The sequence below is a fragment of the Acetobacterium carbinolicum genome (genome assembly GCF_047456275.1).
Lineage (GTDB): Bacteria > Bacillota > Clostridia > Eubacteriales > Eubacteriaceae > Acetobacterium > Acetobacterium carbinolicum.
The window spans coordinates 985,930-1,005,590 of the sequence record NZ_CP173357.1 but is presented as its reverse complement, the minus strand read 5'-3'; the positions used below and the strand labels follow the sequence as shown (position 1 = coordinate 1,005,590).

The 19,661-nt window shown below is 42.9% G+C and carries 15 protein-coding genes; 5 read left to right on the top strand and 10 right to left on the bottom strand.

Going from position 1 to position 19,661, the window contains the following annotated elements:
- Positions 1 to 10 precede the first annotated feature (10 nt).
- Positions 11 to 433, top strand: coding sequence for a pyridoxamine 5'-phosphate oxidase family protein (locus tag ACIZ62_RS04725; protein WP_111887732.1), 423 nt, complete (start codon positions 11 to 13; stop codon positions 431 to 433).
- A gap of 192 nt (positions 434 to 625) precedes the next feature.
- On the opposite strand, the gene ACIZ62_RS04720 is transcribed toward ACIZ62_RS04725, so the two are convergent.
- The gene (locus ACIZ62_RS04720) at positions 626 to 2,155 is read right to left on the bottom strand and encodes a PucR family transcriptional regulator (RefSeq protein WP_111887733.1); all 1,530 of its coding nucleotides are present in this window, start codon (positions 2,153 to 2,155) and stop codon (positions 626 to 628) included.
- Positions 2,156 to 2,407: 252 nt separating this feature from the next.
- On the opposite strand from ACIZ62_RS04720, the gene ACIZ62_RS04715 reads away from it, so the two are divergent.
- From ACIZ62_RS04715 to ACIZ62_RS04705, 3 genes are read left to right on the top strand one after another with little or no spacing between them, the layout of a single operon-like run.
- Positions 2,408 to 3,472: a uroporphyrinogen decarboxylase family protein gene (locus tag ACIZ62_RS04715; protein WP_414151337.1), complete on the top strand. Its 1,065-nt coding sequence runs from the start codon at positions 2,408 to 2,410 to the stop codon at positions 3,470 to 3,472.
- Positions 3,473 to 4,699, top strand: a complete 1,227-nt coding sequence (locus ACIZ62_RS04710) for an MFS transporter (protein ID WP_414151336.1) — start codon at positions 3,473 to 3,475, stop codon at positions 4,697 to 4,699.
- 43 nt (positions 4,700 to 4,742) lie between these two features.
- The gene (locus tag ACIZ62_RS04705) at positions 4,743 to 4,940 is read left to right on the top strand and encodes a hypothetical protein (protein WP_371414206.1); all 198 of its coding nucleotides are present in this window, start codon (positions 4,743 to 4,745) and stop codon (positions 4,938 to 4,940) included.
- A gap of 31 nt (positions 4,941 to 4,971) precedes the next feature.
- Here ACIZ62_RS04705 and ACIZ62_RS04700 read toward each other — a convergent pair whose 3' ends face one another.
- From ACIZ62_RS04700 to ACIZ62_RS04660, 9 genes are all read right to left on the bottom strand, one after another.
- Positions 4,972 to 5,454 carry a DNA-deoxyinosine glycosylase gene (locus ACIZ62_RS04700; protein ID WP_322519304.1) on the bottom strand — a complete coding sequence of 161 codons (483 nt, stop codon included), beginning with the start codon at positions 5,452 to 5,454 and terminating at the stop codon, positions 4,972 to 4,974.
- A 90-nt stretch (positions 5,455 to 5,544) separates the two neighbouring features.
- Positions 5,545 to 7,212, bottom strand: a complete 1,668-nt coding sequence (locus ACIZ62_RS04695) for a metallophosphoesterase (protein WP_162624465.1) — start codon at positions 7,210 to 7,212, stop codon at positions 5,545 to 5,547.
- 232 nt (positions 7,213 to 7,444) lie between these two features.
- Positions 7,445 to 8,362, bottom strand: coding sequence for an ATP-grasp domain-containing protein (locus tag ACIZ62_RS04690; protein WP_111887738.1), 918 nt, complete (start codon positions 8,360 to 8,362; stop codon positions 7,445 to 7,447).
- Complete coding sequence (locus ACIZ62_RS04685) at positions 8,356 to 9,279, bottom strand: ATP-grasp domain-containing protein (protein ID WP_111887739.1); 924 nt, start codon at positions 9,277 to 9,279, stop codon at positions 8,356 to 8,358. The genes ACIZ62_RS04690 and ACIZ62_RS04685 overlap by 7 nt, the downstream gene beginning before the upstream one ends.
- 151 nt (positions 9,280 to 9,430) lie before the next feature.
- Positions 9,431 to 11,203, bottom strand: coding sequence for an ABC transporter ATP-binding protein (locus ACIZ62_RS04680; RefSeq protein ID WP_414151335.1), 1,773 nt, complete (start codon positions 11,201 to 11,203; stop codon positions 9,431 to 9,433).
- Positions 11,200 to 12,939: an ABC transporter ATP-binding protein gene (locus tag ACIZ62_RS04675; protein ID WP_111887741.1), complete on the bottom strand. Its 1,740-nt coding sequence runs from the start codon at positions 12,937 to 12,939 to the stop codon at positions 11,200 to 11,202. Before ACIZ62_RS04675 ends, ACIZ62_RS04680 begins: the two co-directional genes overlap by 4 nt.
- 3 nt (positions 12,940 to 12,942) lie before the next feature.
- Complete coding sequence (locus tag ACIZ62_RS04670; protein ID WP_414151334.1) at positions 12,943 to 14,619, bottom strand: GH3 auxin-responsive promoter family protein; 1,677 nt, start codon at positions 14,617 to 14,619, stop codon at positions 12,943 to 12,945.
- Positions 14,616 to 16,337, bottom strand: a complete 1,722-nt coding sequence (locus tag ACIZ62_RS04665) for a GH3 auxin-responsive promoter family protein (RefSeq protein WP_414151333.1) — start codon at positions 16,335 to 16,337, stop codon at positions 14,616 to 14,618. The genes ACIZ62_RS04670 and ACIZ62_RS04665 overlap by 4 nt, the downstream gene beginning before the upstream one ends.
- Before the next feature lie 10 nt (positions 16,338 to 16,347).
- A complete protein-coding gene (locus tag ACIZ62_RS04660; RefSeq protein ID WP_111887744.1) occupies positions 16,348 to 16,650 on the bottom strand; it encodes an STAS domain-containing protein in 303 nt (100 codons plus the stop codon).
- Between the two features lie 544 nt (positions 16,651 to 17,194).
- Between ACIZ62_RS04660 and ACIZ62_RS04655 the strand changes: the two genes are divergently transcribed.
- Positions 17,195 to 19,534, top strand: a complete 2,340-nt coding sequence (locus tag ACIZ62_RS04655) for an Ig-like domain-containing protein (protein WP_414151332.1) — start codon at positions 17,195 to 17,197, stop codon at positions 19,532 to 19,534.
- Positions 19,535 to 19,661: the final 127 nt, after the last annotated feature.

Genomic DNA, 19,661 nt, shown 5'->3' with positions numbered 1-19,661 from the left:
AGGTATTGAAATGGATTTTGTAAAGGAATATGACAGGATAATGGCAGAACAGGTGGAAATTGCTTTAGCAACCTGTATTGATGGAGCACCAAATGTTAGAATTGTAAATTTTTGTTGCCAGGATGATTCGAAGGGGATTATCTATTTTTCTACCTTTGGCGATAATCAAAAGGTTGGTGAATTAGTTAAGAATACATCTATCGCATTTACAACAATCCCCCATGAGGGGAATGCCCATGTGCGGGTCAAACATGGACGGGTCAAAAAAAGTAGCCGTACTCTTTACGACTTGAGTGCGGAATTCATTAAAAAAGTACCCGATTATGCAATAACGATTGAACAAGTCGGTGAACATCTCGTATTGTATAAAATCGAATTTCACGAGGCAGATACGACAGTTGACTTGGAGAATATCGGCCATATTCTTCTTTAAGACCACCGGGGTGAGGGACTCTCCGATAAAAATGATATTGTTGTGCTGAGTTTTTTTCTAAGAGTCTCTTCAAACACTATTCTATTCGTTCTGAGTCCTTCAATCACTAAGAACAATAAATTCATATTTATACCAACACTATTGAGTCTGCCTTACGTATTGCCTGGTTTCTGGGCTGGCTTTTCGATTATTTCAAAATTTCTCCAAAATCTCAAAGGACAGCATCAGATGGAGTCTCGTTTGATAATCTGCTAAATCCAAACCGGAGATTTCGGTAATTCGTTTGAGCTGATACAAAAAAGTTCCTCTCTGAAGATATAAGACTCGAATCGTTTTTGCAATATTCATATTATTTTCCAGATAAACCTTCAAAACCTCGCAATAATTCCGGCTTCGCTTCAGATCATATTCACGCAACCATAAAAGACCAGGAATACAGAGCACCTCTGGATGATAACCTTCCGATGCCCGATCAATCAAAAAACGCAGCGCATAATTCTCATAGCGATAGCACCAAAGGGTTTCATCATAAACACTGCCCATTTGATACGCAATTTTTGCCTGTTGATAATAGAAGCCCAGTTTAGAGAACTCATGAAAAACTTCACTGACGCCCGCTTTGATAATCCCTTCCCGAATAAAATACGCTAGGTTTCCGAGGTGTTGATTTCTGGTTTTAGATGATCGGGTCAAATTAATCAACAACACAATGGCGTTTTCGAATTGGATAACGCAACTCTCCTTAATATTAGTAGAAAGTTGAAACGATAGAGCATTGGCAGTCAGAACAGATTTTTCATAACTTGAAATGGGTAATTGGCAGCAGAAAAATGAGTCTTTGCCAGACCAGTGATAGTAGTCCAAATATTTATGCAATAACTTGACTTCAACCTCACGATTTGATAATAGTTCAAATAAAAGGTGATCAAAGTTTTGAGGATGATTGTTATATTGCTCATTATCATGATGACGCAAACATAATTCACTATAAAAAGAGAGTGTTCGGATCAGGAAAAGATCACTTTTTTTAATCGGTTGATCCGTTTCGCTAATACAGATCCGAGCCACATAGATATCTTGAATACGAAGATTATCAAGCAGAATCCGATATCCAAAGGCATCTTTAGGAAAAATGGTGGGCTCATAGGATTTGATGGTTTCTATAAACTCAGAGTCGATTTTTAGCGCGTTGACTTCATCAATACTCATGTATTTTTCAGTGTCCGACGTATTAAAGAGCATGAGCTGATCCGGTTTTTCTTTTTCGGCATAGCAAACGAGCCTTAAATCCGAAGTATAGACGGAAATCGGATTCTCGAAAACACAAAGACTAGCCTCACATAATGCTTTAATGCTTTTCTTCTGATAAAAGATGGATTGAAGGGTCTCTTCCCATTGGGCAAATTTTTGAAAAATCATTTCAATCGCATTAAAGAGACCGTTCAGTGAAGTGTCCGAATTTAAATAAAGAAGGTTAACCGTGTTTTTTAAGTAAGCTTCTGGAGGTTTGCCAATACAGACAATGTTATAATGAGCCTCCACACTCTGCGGTTCTGGAAGATCGCTGGCATATGATAAATACAGTTGATCCGTTTTCAAATCCATACCAGAGTAAAATAGCAAAACTCCTTTTAAGCTCCCTTTCATGATCGGATCAGCAAACTGGGATTCAAATGAAAATCCCTTTAAATGATCTGCAATCACATATAAATTTAATTTCATGCTCCAACTCCTTAAAAATTGTTTCACAATTTATATATTATATATAAATTATTATCTTAATTCTATATAGTTTGAAGAATTACGAAACCCTGATATTTATGATAAAATCCCTTTATACACAACATCAGACACGTGATTCCTTATTATTTTAGCACTATTTACTAAATTGTCAAAATTCATATCAATGGTCCTAAATTACATGTATCAAAAATCTATACTTTGTGTATGAAAAAAATGTTATTGGAGGAAACGATGAAAAAATTCAAGTTCAACGAAGCAGAATTGGTTACCGATTCGGTCTGTGAGCAGGTTGTTCAGGCATACGGATATGGTTTTTTAGATTACCCGGTGCCCAAATTCAATGCGCCCATTACCCCTCGGGAAAATGTTCTGCGAATGTATGCAGGAAAAAGGCCCTTTTGGACACCTAATCTCAACTGTGATTTTAACTTCATTCAGCCAGAAGTAATGCCCGATGCAAAAGCCAGAAACAAAGGCGGCCTTGATTGGTTTGGGATTGAGTGGAAATATGAAGAATTGTCTGGTGCCGCCATGGTTAAGCCAGGAACCAGGCGTTTATCCGATATTTGCAACTGGAAAGAAGAACTGATCTGGCCAGATTTAGATGCTATTGACTGGGCGGCCGATTATGAAGCGAACTTCAAACCTTATGTTGATCCAGATAAAGCATCGCTTTTTGTAATCGTTAACGGATGTTTTGAACGATTGGCTGATTTAACAAGCTTTGAAGATACCTTTTGTTATTTGCTGGAAGAACCGGAAGAAGTTGTTGCTCTTTTCGACAAATTTACTGATTTTCATATAAAGTTGATGAGTATTGCAAAAAAATACTATCATGCCGACATTATCACCTATCATGATGATATGGGAACACAGATAAATTCCTTTATGTCTGAAAAAACCTTTCGAGATGTGATTGCTCCCCACTCAAAAAAACTGGTGGATGCCGCACATAAAATGGGATTATATGTGAATTATCATTCCTGCGGCCATGTAGAAAACCTATTAGATGCGTACATCGACTGTGGGTTTGATTCCTGGGAAGGCCAGGACACGGCTAATAATATCACTGCGGTCGTTGACCGATATCAAGGAAAAATTGGAACCTTCAGTGCCTTTGATGTGGGTCAGAATGAAGAAATTATGCGTGAAATACTATCAAAACGGATCACAGAGCAGGGAAAATTTGGTAAATTTATTGCCTGGCCATTTTCTGAGGATTTGGATATTGAAAAAAAATCAAATGAAGAACTTTATCGTATTTCAAGACAATATTTTGAGAAAGAGGTAAACTAAATGAATATTTCATTGTCAAAATCCAGAACGTTCTTATTTTTGCTGGCGATATTTTTAACAAACGTCTGTACCATGGCCGATTTTGTAATTATTCCGGCTGTCGGTGGCTTGTTTGAAACATTTGACAACGTCACACTCGTAACATTAATTGTCACTGGTCCATCACTACTTGGAGTATTCTTTTGTATTCTAGGTGGACGCTTAGCCGACAAGTACAATAAAAAAGCACTGTTAGTCTTTGGTTTTGGTATGTTTACAGTGTCATCAATTCTTGGCGCCACCTTTGATAATGTCTGGTATGTTCTGATTCTTAGAATGATCTCAGGTGGTATTTCTTGGGGATTTACAAGCTCAGCATCTCTTGCAATTGTAGCCGAAGTTTATCTTGATGAAAATAAAAGAGGTACCGTTATGGGATGGTACAATTCTGCCATGGCTGCGATTGGAGCGATTTTAAGTTTTATCGCCGGTTTACTGGCCGTGACATCATGGCAAAATGCTTATAGCACCTATTGGGTTGCCGCCCCGATTTTAGTTCTGGTCATTTTATTTGTTCCGAATCTTGCTAAAGCAGAAAAGCTGATTGCTGTTAATGTAAGTGATGGAAACATCGGAAGTATTGAAACAAATGTTGCCGTTGATAAAACCTGGGTTAAAAAATTTGTTCCACTTCTGGCTGCTTTCTTTTCACTCGGCATCGTTTATTACATTATTGTCTATCAAATTGCTTTGTATGTTGCCGCAACGGGTATTGGGAATGAAGCAATCTCAGGAACATTGGGCTCACTAGGAACAATTGGCTCGGGCGTTATCGGTCTTATGTTTGGCTTGATTTTCGGGAAGCTGCATCGTGCAACAATCATCCCTACCTACATTATCTTTGCCGTTGGATTCTTTGCCCTGTTTATCTCAACTAGCTTTATTGTTACCGCGATTTGCTGTACACTTCTTGGTGCCGCCTGGGGAAATGCCTATTCGTTCTATTATGTTCGGGCAACAATCATTGTTCCGCCAAGCTTTGTCGCTACCGCAATCGGTGCGGTGAGTGCCGCCAGTGGTATCGCAGTTTTTCTTTCGAATTTTGTAGCAAACTATTTAAAAGGTCTTCTCGGCACGGATATCGTCGGTATTTTACCGGTCTTAGCGGGAATTTCTTCGGTCGGAGCAGTGTTATCGATTTTGTTAACCGTTAAAAATAGAAAAGAAGCTGTTGAAATGCAATACTAAAATCACTGATAATCAAAGCCATCCCAATTTTTAACTACGGAAACTGAGATGGCTCTCACATGGCGTCGTTAAAAAAAGCAAGTATACGATCTATGACTTAAGCTCAGAATTCATTAAAAAAGTACCCGATTATGCAATAATGATTGAACAAGTCGGTGAACATCTCATATTGTATGAAATCGAATTTCACGATGCAGATGTAACGGTTGACTTGGAGAATATCGGCCATATTCTTCTTTAACGAATAAACATCGCGCAATTAACACGCAAATTTATAAGCTCAATGCTTCACCCCAGCAATCCACCAGTTTTTCCAAAGAATAGCTGGCATTGGCGGGACTGGTGGATGGTAGCTTGACAATAGCCTTCTTAGTCGCCTCAAAACAGTATCGGTTGTATAATTCATAAGCTTTGCCGCCGTTGGCAAAAATAGTTTTGATGTCAGTCTTATTTAATAGTAACCCCATATCATTGGGCACCACATTTTTAATGGAGCTGTCACTTGAGCCAATGATATCGCAGGAATAAATCACATCCCAGACAGCAATTTGGTTTTCTAGCAGCAGGGTCTTTTGATCTTCAATGGTGTCAGGGGTTGACCAGCCCACCAGAGCACTGATCACTTTCCAGAATCTATTTTGGGGGTGCTGGTAGTAAAAATCCCTTGCTCGGGACTTTACCGACGGAAATGTCCCAAGGATCAGGATTTTTGATTTTTTATCATAGACTGGTTCAAAAGTATGGGTTATTGGCATTTTTTCTCCCTCTTCATCTCTTATAACATCATCAAGACCGCATCATAAAACTCCCGTGAATTTGTTGCAGATTCACGGGAGTTTTTATGCTTAAATTCGGATTGCCTGCGCCTCGGTCCATTGGGAAATGGTCTGATCCGGCGAATACTGATACAGATTGACGGTTTCAATGGCTGAACTGCCTTTGGGCGGTGTAATCACCACAAAGGTCCGAGTCGGGTAACCCTGAGCATTATCAATCCAGGTGCCACTGTTGGCATAAATGTTTTTTTGATGGTCGCGGTTGGTCATGGGGATAACATCGGCCACATGGGTATGGCCGAACACCACAATCCGTTTAGACGAGTCTAAATCAAAAAACTGAGTTTGAGCCTGAAAATCGGTAAAGGCAGGGACTGCTGCCTGGGTAATCGCATCTCTGACAGGGATTTTTGCCTTTATTCCATTGATGGTCTGACGCTCCTCCCAGGTATCCTGAATGTTGTGATAAAGCACGCCGCTAATCACTCCTGTTTCTTTATCTTGTTGAGGAATACAGTCATTAATGGAATAATTTTCTGTAAATCCATCAATATTAGTTTTTAACACCTTGTCCTCAAAGCTTTCTTTGACTGGCAACACCGATAAAATCGCTTTCCAGGTTTCATAGTACAAATAGGCATTAAATTGACTGGGGTCTTCTTTGTTGGGAATCATTTCCGGGAAGACATTGTCTGACTGGGGATGGCCCTCAACTACACAGGTGGTGGCAATACGGGTAAAGAAATAACCCGGCGGCAAAATAGTGGTATTATCGTTTGTGATCGCTCGGTTTGAAAGCGGGTCAGGGGTACAGAAAAAATTGTACTTGTGGCCATGCTCAATAACAATTTCTGAATTGGAACCGGTAACGTAGGTACCTAGACCCTGGAGTTCTGCTCGGGCCTGACTGATGCCCGGAAAGATTCGAGCCACATCGGCCTCAGTCAGCAATAAATCATGGTTCCCAGGAACATAGGTCACCTTGATTTCGCCGGCTTTGATAATGGCATTAAAGCCGTCAACGATGGCCTGGTTGTTGGCCGCCACCTGATCAAAGAAAGCTGCTTTGGAATCCGGCATCTGATAATCCATCGGTAAAAACCATTCGTCCAGTAAGTCGCCGCCGATGACCAGTTCTTTGACATTAGGCGAATTTTTGACCTGGCCCAAGAAATCCACCAGCGCCTGTTTATTTTTTTCCAGCTCGGCAAAGGCTGAATCAACACCCAGATGAAAATCGCTGGCAATAATAATTTGGGTTCGTTCTTCGTTTAACTCCGGGTTGCCGGATAAATCAAAATCAATATTGGTGACGAAATAGCCGACATAATCGCACCCCAGCGATGCTTTGGTCTTAGAACCCAGGGTGCTTTTTATCACCAGCTGATACTCTTCCCCCTGGGCAAAACGGGTAATATCTTTATTATTAATTCGGATGGTTTGGGGATCATTGAGATCGATTTTTACCGCACAGATTTCTTCCACCGGATTTCCGGTGCTATCGATGCGATACAGCTTCACCGCATCAGCGATGGTAGATGGATCCAGTTCATCGCTAAATTTAAGCAAAATGGTTTGAATCTTGTCATTTACCGGTGGGTTATCTATCTCGTCTGACATTAACACATTGGACTCGATGGTCATCTCTTTTACACCATCCGAAATTGCTGTGTAGGCGCCCAAAATAGAATTGGCGATCTTTAAACACGCCAGGCTGAAATACTTTGTGGTTTTCATAATCATAACTCCTCTATAAATTTATTGTGGATTTGATTTTGACGAAACTGATCAATCATATGATTCTTTTGAAAAATTGTCAGAACTAACCCAAGGGCTCCACCGACTACTTCTATAAAGATAAATTAAACTGACAATTGCTCAGTGTACGGGCGAGAGTCTAGACCCCTTGACCATCACGGATCGACCTCTTGTTATAATACCTAATGCAACTTATATCGCTATTTCCACATCATTTTTGCTTGCGCTTCTGCGCTTCTGCCATAATATTCTTAAGCGTCAGCAATAAAGGATTGCTCTTGGTATTACTGAGGGCATCCTTAGAGTAGGTCAGCCCGGTCATCGAGTTGGCTTCACAGATGTAATAAGTGTCGTTTTCACCAAAGAGAAAATCGATACTGCCAAAGTAGATATCCAGCACAGCGGCAGCTCGTTCTGCGATGTTAATCACCTCAGCCGGTGGGGTAATAAATTGCAGATCACCGCCCTGAGAAAGGTTGGATTTAAAGTTGTCGCCATTGTCGCGGATATAGGCGGTTGAGAATTTTCCACCGCTTAGCATAATCCGCATATCCCGCCCTTTTGAGGCGGCGATACACTCCTGAATCAGGATGTGATCATCAAAATTCATGGCCGCATAAAGATCCAGAATGTTTTCCAGTTCTTTTTCGGTCTTAATCAGAACCACGCCTTTGCCCTTGCTGCCGTGCATCACCTTAACCACACAGGGTAATCCCAGCTCACTGGCAATAAAGGACGGCTTTGTTTTCGGGGTCATCAGCACCGTTTTAGGGAATAAAAAGCCCTGCTCAGCGGCGCCCAGTTTTTGAAAGGTTAACAGCTTGTCAGCGGTATTGTTCAGACTTTCAGAGCTATTGACACAAAGTACATTAAGGGATTCCAGCATTTTGACAACGGCCTTGCTATGATAGTTATTGCCGCCGAAAAAGGCTGACAGCGAAAAGTCCGGCACCTCTACCGCTTCGCCGCCGATGAAACAATGCAGACTGTCGCCCGGTTCGCACATCACCTGAACCTCACTGACATCCACGGTTCTGATATTGACCCCCATCTTTTCAATCAGCGCAATAATCGTCTGGATCGACGGTTCCGCCAGCGTTTCATGATTAACCAATAACCAACCTAGCATGTTTTTTCACCTTCTCGCAAGCGTTTTTTCCAGAGCGGTTCCGGTCTGTTTTTTACCTGCTTCATTAAATCCGCAAACATCACTTTGATGTCAAAGGCCACTCCCGGCATGGCATTGGCTTCACATAAATAGAAGGTATCATTTTCGCCAAAGAGAAAATCGACGCTGCCCATATTGATTTTAAGCAGCTGGGCAACCCTTTCAGCGGCCTCAATCACCGCAGCCGGTGGAGTATATTCGACGATATGACCGCCCTTGGCGAGATTGGAACGAAAGCTCTGTTCATTCTGACGGATAAATGATTTGACAAACTTACCGTTGGCCAAAATCATCCGTAGATCGCGACCGGAGGAGGCTTTGATACACTCCTGAATAATAATTTCATCGCCGATTTCGCTGGCGGTACTCATACTGATCAGGTTATCCAGTTCTTTTTCATTGTTAACCAGCACCACCCCTTTGCCCTTACTGCCATGCATGACCTTCATCACCACGGGATAATCAAACAGTTTACTGACAAAGGATGCTTCAGTATATTCCGTAACCAGCAGGGTTTTAGGAAAACAAACCGCTTCAATGGACTCGGCCACCAACTGAAAGGTCAGCAGCTTATCATCGACATTTTTGATCGCATCATACGAATTGATGCAGAGTACGCCCAATGATTCCAGCATTCGCAATGCTGCCGAGGTATGGTAGTTTTTTTCAGTAAAGAAGGCTGCCACCACATAATCCGGTACCGCCATGATTTCGTCCCCGACATAAAGTTTTCCGTCAAAGTCATGGTCACAGACCACATGGATCTGTAGCGGATCAACCACCGTTAGGTCAACATGTAACTCTTCCACCACCTTCATAATTTTCACAATTGAAGGATCTTCCATTTTTCCGGGATTTCTTAATAACCAACCTTTCATTCTAACCTCCTAATTTTATCTATCTACGTTAAATTTAAGTCTCTTGCAAATTGAACTGGCAATTGTGCAGTGTGCGGGCAAAGGTCTGACCCCTTGATCATCACGGATCGCCCCTTGTTAAATATGTAATTCCACTTATCTATCAGAAATTTTAATTATCTGATGCACTTAAATATAAATTGGCGTATAAACCACCCATCTTCATCAGTTCGGTATGACTGCCGACCTCTTTAATATCGCCTTCTTTCATAAAAATAATCTTATCGGCGTTTTTGATCGTAAAGAGCCGATGGGCGATGATAAAGGTGGTTCGTCCCTTCATCATCGCTTCCATGGCCTGGGTGATCAAAATTTCTGTTCGGGTATCCACTGACGAGGTCGCCTCATCCAGAATTAATACCTTGGGATCAGCAATAATCGTTCGGGCAATGGCCAGAAGCTGGCATTCCCCCTCGGATAGGGTGGTAAAATCACCGCCGATTCGGGTCTCATAGCCCAGCGGCAGTTTTCTAATAAATTCGTCACACTGCGCTTTTTTTGCCGCCGCGATAACATCGTCCCGGGTTGCCCCGCTTTTGCCATAAGCAATATTTTCTTCAATGGTACCATCAAACAGCCAGGTATCCTGGAGCACCATGCCAAAAGCACTGCGCAGGTTCGGCCGAGTAAGAGCCTTAACATTGAGACCTTCTAACAAAATACTGCCCTGATTAATCTCATAAAAACGCATCAACAAATTAACCAGGGTGGTCTTACCAGCACCACTGGGGCCCACTACTGCGAGAATTTCGCCAGGCTCTGCTGTTAGCGAAACATCATGAAAGAGAATCCGCTCGGGAACATAGCCAAACGCGACATTTTTAAATTCAATTTGACCTTTTGCAGTGGCTACATCAAGAACTTCGGTACTTCGATCTGGCTGTTCCTCTTCCCGATCCAGAAATTCAAAGATCCGCTCAGCAGCCGCTGCACCGGCCTGAATAAAGTTCAAATTATTAGAGATGAGAGCCGTGGGGCTGGCAATATTATTGGCATAGATCAGAAAAGCCTGAATTGTCCCAATGGTCATCGTTCCAGTAATAACAAAAATACCGCCTACCACACAGATACCAATGTAGGCCAGGTTATTGATTAGCTTCATTAAGGGTGAACTCAATCCCGAATAAAACCGGGAACTCAGGTAAGATTTAAAGAACCGCTGATTGATCGCATCAAATTTTTCGGCTGACTTTGCTTCATGATTAAACGATTTGACAATTAAATGACCATCATAGACCTCTTCAATCAGCCCATTCAAAGCACCCAGTTCTTTTTGCTGTCGTCTGAAAAGGACCTGGGTTTTTTTGGTAATCAGTTTCATGACAAAATAAGAAAGTGGAATCGCCACAAAGAAGATCAGACTCAACGACACATTCAGCACCAGCATCATCACAATAATTCCGATAATACTGGTTGCCTGAACCAGTATCTGGGTCAGATTGCTTTGCAGTGCACTCGAAAGTGTCGTCGCATCATTGGTGACCCGGGAAAGCAAATCCCCCCGTTCACTCTGATCCAAGACATTGAGCGTCAGTTTATTCAGTTTTTCCTGAATATCGGCCCGTAATCGCTTAATCGCCAATTGCGACAAATAGGTAGTGCGCATGGTGGCATAATAGGCAAACCCGGCGCTTAAGATATAAAGCGCCGCCAGGATGATTAGCTGCTGCCCGATATATAAAAAATCAATATCGGTATTTTTAGCAATACTATCGGCGATGCTATCGGTGATATCCTTGGTCACCACCGGTGCAAAAATTGCAAAGATGGTACTGGCAATCAGTGCGACCGTCACAAAAAAGATAACATGTTTTTTATCCTTTAAATAATGACTCAGCCGCTTACCAATAGCACCAAAGCTGTATTTTCTTTTTTTGGTTTTCACAGTGATTCCTCCTTCCCATCGCTATAGGATTGGGATTTCAGAATTTCCTGATAAACCCGGCAATCGCGGATCAGGTCCTCATGTTTACCCTGACCGACAATGGCGCCATTATCCAGCACCAGAATCTGATCGGCGTGTTTAATGGTGCTGATCCGTTGGGCGACAATTAACACCGTTTTATCACCAAATTTTTCGCGTATGGCTTTGCGAACCAAAGAATCAGTTTTAAAATCCAACGCCGAAAAGCAATCATCAAAGATCGTGATCGGGGCTTTCTTAACTGCCGCTCGGGCGATACTAAGGCGCTGTCGCTGCCCTCCGGAGAGATCCTTGCCGCCCTGAGAAATCGTGCTGGCCACTTGGCCTTCCCGTTCGTTGATAAAGTCAAGCGCCTGAGCAATCGATAAGGCTTCGATAACCTCTGCCTCGGTGGCCTGATCCTTGCCGACCCGGATGTTTTCCAACACGGTTCCACTAAAAAGCACCGATTCCTGGGGCGCATAGGCAATAATGCTTCTCAGATCATGCTGGGTTAAGTCCCTAATATCGACCCCATCAATTACAATGGCACCCGAACTAACCTCATAAAGCCGCATAATCAAATTGACCAGCGTGGTTTTACCCGAACCGGTAGCGCCGACGATTGCGGTTATTTTTCCTGGTTCAGCAACAAAATCGAGTCGCTCCAGAACATTTATTTCAGCACCGCTATAGCCAAAAGAAACCGCTCTAAATTCAATGCGTCCCGCAATGTTCTCAAGAATCACCGGATTTTCTTTATCCTGAATGGAAAAGTCGCAATCCAATACCTCTTTAACCCGTGACGCCGAAACAGCCGCCTGGGGATAAGCCATAAGCAAAGCCGAAACCAGACCCAGAGCAGACATAAACATTAAAACGTATTGAATAAATACCATCAAACCACCCAATGTAACAATTTGCTGCTGAACCTCCTGGGCTCCTAGCCATAAAATGATCACCATCGTCAGGTTCATCATCAGTTGCATCAGCGGGGCAAAGAAAGCGACTGCATAGTTTGCTTTAACAGCCGCTTGCATACCTTCCTGGTTGGCCTGACCAAATTTCTCGGTTTCATAATCCTGACGGTTAAACGCTCGGATCGTCCGGACTCCGGTGAGTTTTTCTTTCATCAAAAGATTTAGCCGATCGACTTTCTGCTGCATCAGCTTAAATAAGGGCATACTTCGGGCCGTAGTTAGCCCAATAATAATCGTCGTGATCAGAAACGATCCCAATAGCAACAGTGTCAGAGTAATATTTTCGCGAAAAGCCATCACCAGAGCGCCAACACCGGTAATTGGAACCAGTAGTAATGACCGTAACCCATTGATGACAACGATTTGCATCTGGGTCGCATCGGTGGTGGAGCGGGTCAGCAGAGTAGCTGCGCCAAATTGATTGAAGTCGGTCTGGGAAAAATCCTTGACCTTGTCAAACACATCCGCCCGAATTCGACTGGTAAAGGACGCGGTGACATAGGCTGAATAATAACTTGATGCCACCATACAGACCGCCGCCACCAATGAAACCGCCAGCATCATTGCGCCGCTTTTTAGAATATAAGGCGTGTCCCCCTGAGCCACCCCATTTTCAATAATATCCCCCATCATTGTAGGCAGATAAAGTTGCGCCGCCGCCTGGCTGAGCACAAACACAAAGACCAGAATCATCTGGAGCCGGTAATCTTTTAAATACCGTAACAGTAAACTGACCATCGGCTACTCCTTATCCACTAAGGCAAAGAAAAAGTTCTCTTTGACCAACGTGTCAATCACCCGTACCGGCTTTAACTGATTCCCGGAAATCCCCCGCATAATCATCAGATCACGATAAAGAGCATAGGTTTCTTCCTGAACAAAAGAAATTTCGGAAGGACTCAAGATTCCACTTTTGACCTTGAAGCCAATCGAAGGGTTGGCCGTCCCTAACTTCGCTTCCATGATTTGACGATATTGTTCATACTGTCCCTTCGCCAGCGGTTTTTCTAATTCAATAAAGATAACATAGCGACCCGGCGATACCGCCACATCGGCATAGACCGAATAATCCACCAGCTCGCAGTCGGTGGCCTTTGCAAATTCCTTAACTGCCCAGGAAACGCATTCTTCGGTCGTCTTTTCGCCAGCTATGCTGACCATCTGATTGAGTCGATAAACAAATTTGATCTTGGGGCATTTTTTATACCAGCCCACCACGCGTACCACGTCTTTGATCCGATAGCGGTAAAAACCAGAGGTGTTGGTTAACACGATCTCATAATCCTTACCGGTTTCCAGTTGTTCCATGGTCAGCGTTTGTTCCCCTTCTTCCTGATCCACCGGGATAAATTCATAAAAGGCCGAGTCGGGAATCAGGACAAATTCCTGGGCTTCCATTTCGTTACAAATCGCCATAATTGACTCTGATGCGGCATAAACGCTGAAATAAATGGGAATATCCCCCAGATAGTGACGCATTTTATCCGTATAGACTGAAAAACTTCCACTACCAATCGCGTGGACAAAAGCCAGTTCGGGCCAGATTCTGGGAATAATGGGGGTATCAAAACCTTTTTTAAATTCTTCTCGCAGTTCCGCCGCCCGTTTGGGGTTCGGCTTTATTTGGGTCAATAACTGAACTTTGATCTCATCGGGAATTTTTATATCCGGATCGATGGTGCCTTTTTCGATGTCATCGACGATCATTTCCCAATTTGTTTCCATATATTTCATCAAGTCAGAAATACCAGTCATAAAGGCAGAAACAATATAGGACAGATTTCGCTCCATCAGTGCAAAACGAAGGTGCGCATACTTGGTGTCCATTATTTCAGTAGGAAAAACAATTTCTTTAGGTGAGGTGAACATCAAAAACAAAAGGTTTTTGATACTGTAAACACCCCGCCCTGAAATGGACCCGGCAAACAAACCATTGGACAGCGTTTCAAATTTGACTTCCATCAGGTTTAGTCCGCGACCGCGTTTCCACTTTTTCCCCAATGCCCGGGCAATGATGGCAAAGCTGAACTGGGTGGCATATTCCCGGTAAAGATCGACCGTTTGTTCCGAAACCGGGATCTTTTTGGGATTATCAACACTACCGGAAGTCAGGGCATAATGGATGATATTATCCTTAGTCAACAGATCCTTTTCTCCGGCTATCATTCGTTCGATATAAGGGGCGTAATCATCATAAATAGAAAAAGGCACCGTGTTCTGATAGTCTTCAATGGTCTTAATCTGGTCAAAGTGATAGCGCCTTCCATACTCGGTGTCGGCATTTTTAGCGATCATATCAAGCATCAATTGTTTATTGATTTCCGGAGCATTTTCGGTTAAACGATCAAAATTCTCAATTTTTTTGTAACCTTTTTTAATATTAAGGGAATAAATCAGTTTGGGTATCATCTTTATCATTTTTCGCCTTCCTTTGCCCAACCCGCAATGCTGTTACGATCAGGGTATTCCGTTACAATGGTTTTTAATTTTGTTTGGTTTACATTCTTCCCGGGCATGATTGATCGGGAAAATAACGAATCACGGTAACCATCGCTCACCATTATTACTTCTACTCCCCGTAAGTGGCATGATTCTCTTAATCGCTGATAGCTGGGCTTTAGCTTAAACAGGTGTTTCTCCAAGTTCAATCTAAAAACCTCACTATCAAACCGCTCTGAATAGGGTTCCAGAATAAAGATCAGCTTTTTATTCTCCCGATCCAATAAGATCTGATAAAAACGGATCTCCTGATTTAAATAATTAGAAATTGTCTCAATCGCCCCATCAATTTCAAAGACCCTTAAACTCAGGCGATCCAACTCCAGCTTTTCCGATTCTTTGCACACAAAAACAAGCCTGGGAATCTGATTATTCATCTCCGTCACTCGGACGATATCTTTCATATTATAGCGGTACAAGCCCGAATAGGAGGTAATGATCAGTTCGTAATAGCCACCTTTTTTTAATTCGTGGGCCAAAAGGGTTTGACTCGTTACTTCTCCGACTGGTAAAAACTCAAAAAAATAACCAAAAAGAGCAAGTAATCCGGCTGGATCCTGGGCTTTATCTGGTATATTAAACTTTCCTTCACTGGCGCCGTAGCCCCATTCCAGGAATTTGACCGACTGAGGGAGGTGCTTTTTGATATCGGTCACAATTTTTGCTGCACTGGCTGACATCCAGCAGGACACAACCGCAAACTCGGGCCAGATCATTGCCACATCCAGGGTCTTTTTGTTTTTAAGAATTGTTTCCAGTTCTGCTGCCCGCTCCGGATTTGGCAATAATTCCGAAACCAATTTTTCCCTCAGTACCGCATCAATGGAAATCTTTGACGATATCTGACCCTCTCTGATATCTTCTAGCAAATCGTCGGCTTGTGCATTCATTTTTTTTAGTAAAATATTAAAGTGGGCAATATTGCTACAAACAACACCAACCAGATTTTTTTCTGCCAACGCATAGCGAATCGTTAAGTAATCGGTTGTCTCATTACTCAGTCCCTTCGCGATCATCATTGCCGGTGGCAGCACCATTTTTTTTAACATCTCGACTGGCATATCCTTGGCCGCCTGGCCAGAAGCGGAGCCAATCGGAATGCCTCCGTCGGTTTTGCCATACTCCGAGGGGTTAACAATAGCCAATACCTTTTTTCCCGGCGCCATTACTTCCGGGGCCATCATTAATAGAAGGATGGCCCGAATCTGAGAAACCAAACCCTTGACACATTCCCCATTTTTACTTTCAGGAATCAGTTTAGGTACACCAGTGGAGCCGCTAGTAGCAACAAAACTGGCTGTTGGACCGTCAAAAAAAATGTCTCCCTGACCTGCTTTTAACGGTGTCAGCTCTTCTTCAATCTGAGAATAATCCGATATTGGCACCTTGTTTCTAAAGTCGTCGACGGTTTTAATGTCTGAAAAACCCATTTTTCTGCCAAACTCACTATTCTGAGCAGATTTTAAAATATCCTGAAGCACACGTATTTGTGTGGCCTCAGGAATACTTTGGATAAAATAAAAACTTTTAATTAATTTTTCATTGGGCATTTCCTTTAAACGTTCTGGAATACTCTTATCATCGTTGCCGCCAAAAATGGCCCTAAACTGCTCTTCCGCCATACTATTTCCCGCCATTTTCACACCCTTATTCGATGGTCAAAATATCTGAAAACCCGGTCATATCAAATACTTCCTGGATTTCCGGCTTGACGTTTTTAATCACCAGACTACCATCAAGTGCCTTGGATTTTTTTTGAATCAGCAGTAACACTCTTAATCCGGCACTGCTGACAAAATCCAGCTTATCAAAATTCAGAATCATCTTAAATCCTTGTTTAGTATAATACGGCTCCATTTCTTTTTGAAACTCAGGGGAGGTATTGGTATCCATTCGGCCTTCTAGTTCAACTAGAAAAATATCACTTTCTTGCTTTACTTCAATTTTCATTCGTATACCCTTTCTTCTTTAAAAATTATAACAATCTGTTGTTTTCATCTGTAACGATAATTCTGAATTGTTCCAAATTGTCGCCCTGTTGATAAAAGGAGACTTTTCTTGGCATAACCCAGTTAAAACGCTTTGACGGTTTAGCTTTAAAGGCATTTATGCCTTCAAATTTTTAATTTTAATTGATCATACCACAATAATTTGCCATGCGCAATTACAAAACCAGTCGAAATACGAAAGTTGTATTTATATCCAAATCAATTGCATACTTTATCGTTATTCACGTGTTTAATCCTTTAAAAAATGCATCCATAAAGGCGATCTTTTCAAAAATAATCTCAGCCAATAAAGCCCTGTATTTGGGAATCTGCTAAGCATCGTTGAAAGATGTTCTGTTTTTATTTACAAATTCAATTTTCTTTTACATCTTCGTTACAAGCTATTTACAACAACCATAATTTGTGCTAGTATTATTACACTTAGAACAAATCTGAGCACTTATGATTACATTTTAAATTAAATAAATGAAAAGGGAAGGAATGTCATGAAAAAGAACTCGATTATTTCCATTATTATCATCCTACTAATTCTTCTGACCGCCATTTTGTTTGTTCGTAGCTGCAACCAAGAAGGAAGCGAAATGAAAAACTATACCGTGGCGGGTACCTACAACGAAACAGCAACCTATCAAAACGGAGAGATTAAGGTTTCTGATGTCAACATCGAAAATGCCACCTTTACCGGTAATCTAACCGTTACTGATGCGGTTGCCGATGGCGAAATTCGGCTGACCAACGCAGCCGTACAAGGCGAATTACTGGTAAAAGGAGGTGACACCATTTACCTGGATGGTGGCGCCTACCAGAACATCATTCTTGAGAAACCCGGGGTAAAAATTGTTTTACTTGGCGAAGCAACCGTTGAAACGCTGACCGCCAGAGCAGCGGCCAACATCGTTGTTGACAATCAAAGTAAGGTAAAGACCCTAAACGTTGAGAAAGCCGCTGCCCGGACATCCATCACCACCCAGGAAAATGGTACCATTGAAAACATTCAGGCCCGGGGCGCCAGCGACATTATTCTTAACACACCATCCAAACTAATTGGATTCGGCACCAATGCCGGTGGATCAACCCTTGTAGCCAATGCGGTGGTTGATAAAATCGTGGCTGAATCGAAGGTTATTCTCACCCTTAATGCCAATGTGGGAACCGTGTTGTTAACCACTACTGGTGAAGGAACCAGCATTACACTTGGCAACAATGCCGTAATTGCCTCTCTGGCCACAGAAACCCGGATTGAGATAACCGGTGAAGGCAGTGTTACCAGTGCCACCACCAACGATGTACTGTACATTACCGGGACCGTTACCCCGGAGGTCGTTTATATTACCACCAAGCCGGTTGTCAGTGATACCAATGGTTCATTAGCTGTATCAACCAATACCAACCGAGTCGCCGATAGTAGTTCCTCTGGCGGGTCCAGCGGCACCTGGTATTCCGGTTCAAGCGATTCCGGGTCGGTCATTGATACGATTCACGATACCCCGTTTATCCCTCCAACCCCACCAAATCCGCCAAGCCCAACCCCACCAACCCCACCGAGCCCACCTGTAAATATTTCGGTGGAAGCAATCCAGGTAACACCGGTTGAAGCAGATGTGATTATGGGTAATACTTTAAAACTGAACACCGTTATTTTTCCCAAAAATGCGACCAATCAAACCATCATTTGGGAAACGTCTAATAACGCGGTTGCCACCGTCACCAATGGGGTGGTCACACCAGTTTCTAATGGCGAAACCACCATCACTGCCCGAACTCAGGATGGGAATAAAACTGATACCTGTAAAATTACAGTCAAAACCAATGTCACCGCTGTGACTATGATTAATACCATCAACACCGTCAATAACAATATTGCACAAACCATTGCCTATGACAGCAGTTACTCCCTGCCGGTTGTGGTCATCGCCCAGGGTTATGGCAGTGAACTTTTTCCCTGTTCAGTAACCTGGTCCCCCAATACCGTGGACACGAAAAAAATTGGTGAAACAATCTATACCGGCACTTTGGTAATGCCTGCTGGCTATGTCAACCTGAATAACACCCAGGCCTTAATCACCCTCACGGTCCTGGCCCAACCGGTAATTACCGCCAGCTCGGAACTATCCTCCCAACGTGTTTATTTAAATGAAGATCCTGCTCCTGTTTTTGTGGAAGCTGATGTTACTGATGATAAGACCTTAACCTACCAGTGGTCTTATCGCATCGGTGATGTCGAAACCCCACTACCAGAGGTTACAGGTCCAATTTATGATCCCCCGGCATCCGCAACCCCGGGTACTGTCTATTATAACTGTGTGATCTCTTCTGAAAATGCTGATCCGGTCACCGTCTTAGCGGGTACTGTCGTGACCAGTATCGATCCCGCAGTCCTACCAGTAACACCTGATCCCGCCGATCCTGAAACCGGTGAAACAGAACCGGTTATCGTAACAACATTAGCTGAAATACCAACGATCACGGAACAACCAACCAGTATTTCACAACTGAGTGACATCGCAGTGGCAACCAGTTTGGCTCAGGCTACCCGCACTGCTCAGGCTGCCCTCGGCGCACCTAAGTCTGAGATAGCAACAGCTTCTTTTAGAGTAGCTGCCACTGTCAATGATGGCGGTGTCCTCACCTACCAGTGGTTTGAAAGCTCCGTGGCCGTCAATGCCGATGGCAAAGCAGTTGATGGTGCTACTGATAAGACCTTTGCGGCCGATACCGCCAGTCCGGCTGGAACCACCTACTACTATGTCGAAATCACTAATACCAAAGCCGGTTGTCTGCCGGTAACCGCCGTCAGTCTCCCGGTTTCACTCACCGTGATATAGCAAATTTAAAAAAAGAAGTGATCATCCAAATAATGGTGATCACTTCTTTTAGGTTGTCGTGCCACTGCGTACCGACCAATTGTTAATCTGTTGTTCGCTACGCGATCGGACAGGCTACGCCGTGTTC

What these genes read in the sequence shown, in the direction of transcription:
- ACIZ62_RS04725 (WP_111887732.1), top strand. Translation starts at nt 11, where the DNA reads ATGGATTTTGTAAAGGAATATGACAGGATAATGGCAGAACAGGTGGAA.
- ACIZ62_RS04720 (WP_111887733.1), bottom strand. Translation starts at nt 2,155, where the DNA reads ATGAAATTAAATTTATATGTGATTGCAGATCATTTAAAGGGATTTTCA.
- ACIZ62_RS04715 (WP_414151337.1), top strand. Translation starts at nt 2,408, where the DNA reads ATGAAAAAATTCAAGTTCAACGAAGCAGAATTGGTTACCGATTCGGTC.
- ACIZ62_RS04710 (WP_414151336.1), top strand. Translation starts at nt 3,473, where the DNA reads ATGAATATTTCATTGTCAAAATCCAGAACGTTCTTATTTTTGCTGGCG.
- ACIZ62_RS04700 (WP_322519304.1), bottom strand. Translation starts at nt 5,454, where the DNA reads ATGCCAATAACCCATACTTTTGAACCAGTCTATGATAAAAAATCAAAA.
- ACIZ62_RS04695 (WP_162624465.1), bottom strand. Translation starts at nt 7,212, where the DNA reads ATGAAAACCACAAAGTATTTCAGCCTGGCGTGTTTAAAGATCGCCAAT.
- ACIZ62_RS04690 (WP_111887738.1), bottom strand. Translation starts at nt 8,362, where the DNA reads ATGCTAGGTTGGTTATTGGTTAATCATGAAACGCTGGCGGAACCGTCG.
- ACIZ62_RS04685 (WP_111887739.1), bottom strand. Translation starts at nt 9,279, where the DNA reads ATGAAAGGTTGGTTATTAAGAAATCCCGGAAAAATGGAAGATCCTTCA.
- ACIZ62_RS04675 (WP_111887741.1), bottom strand. Translation starts at nt 12,939, where the DNA reads ATGGTCAGTTTACTGTTACGGTATTTAAAAGATTACCGGCTCCAGATG.
- ACIZ62_RS04670 (WP_414151334.1), bottom strand. Translation starts at nt 14,619, where the DNA reads ATGATAAAGATGATACCCAAACTGATTTATTCCCTTAATATTAAAAAA.
- ACIZ62_RS04665 (WP_414151333.1), bottom strand. Translation starts at nt 16,337, where the DNA reads ATGGCGGGAAATAGTATGGCGGAAGAGCAGTTTAGGGCCATTTTTGGC.
- ACIZ62_RS04660 (WP_111887744.1), bottom strand. Translation starts at nt 16,650, where the DNA reads ATGAAAATTGAAGTAAAGCAAGAAAGTGATATTTTTCTAGTTGAACTA.
- ACIZ62_RS04655 (WP_414151332.1), top strand. Translation starts at nt 17,195, where the DNA reads ATGAAAAAGAACTCGATTATTTCCATTATTATCATCCTACTAATTCTT.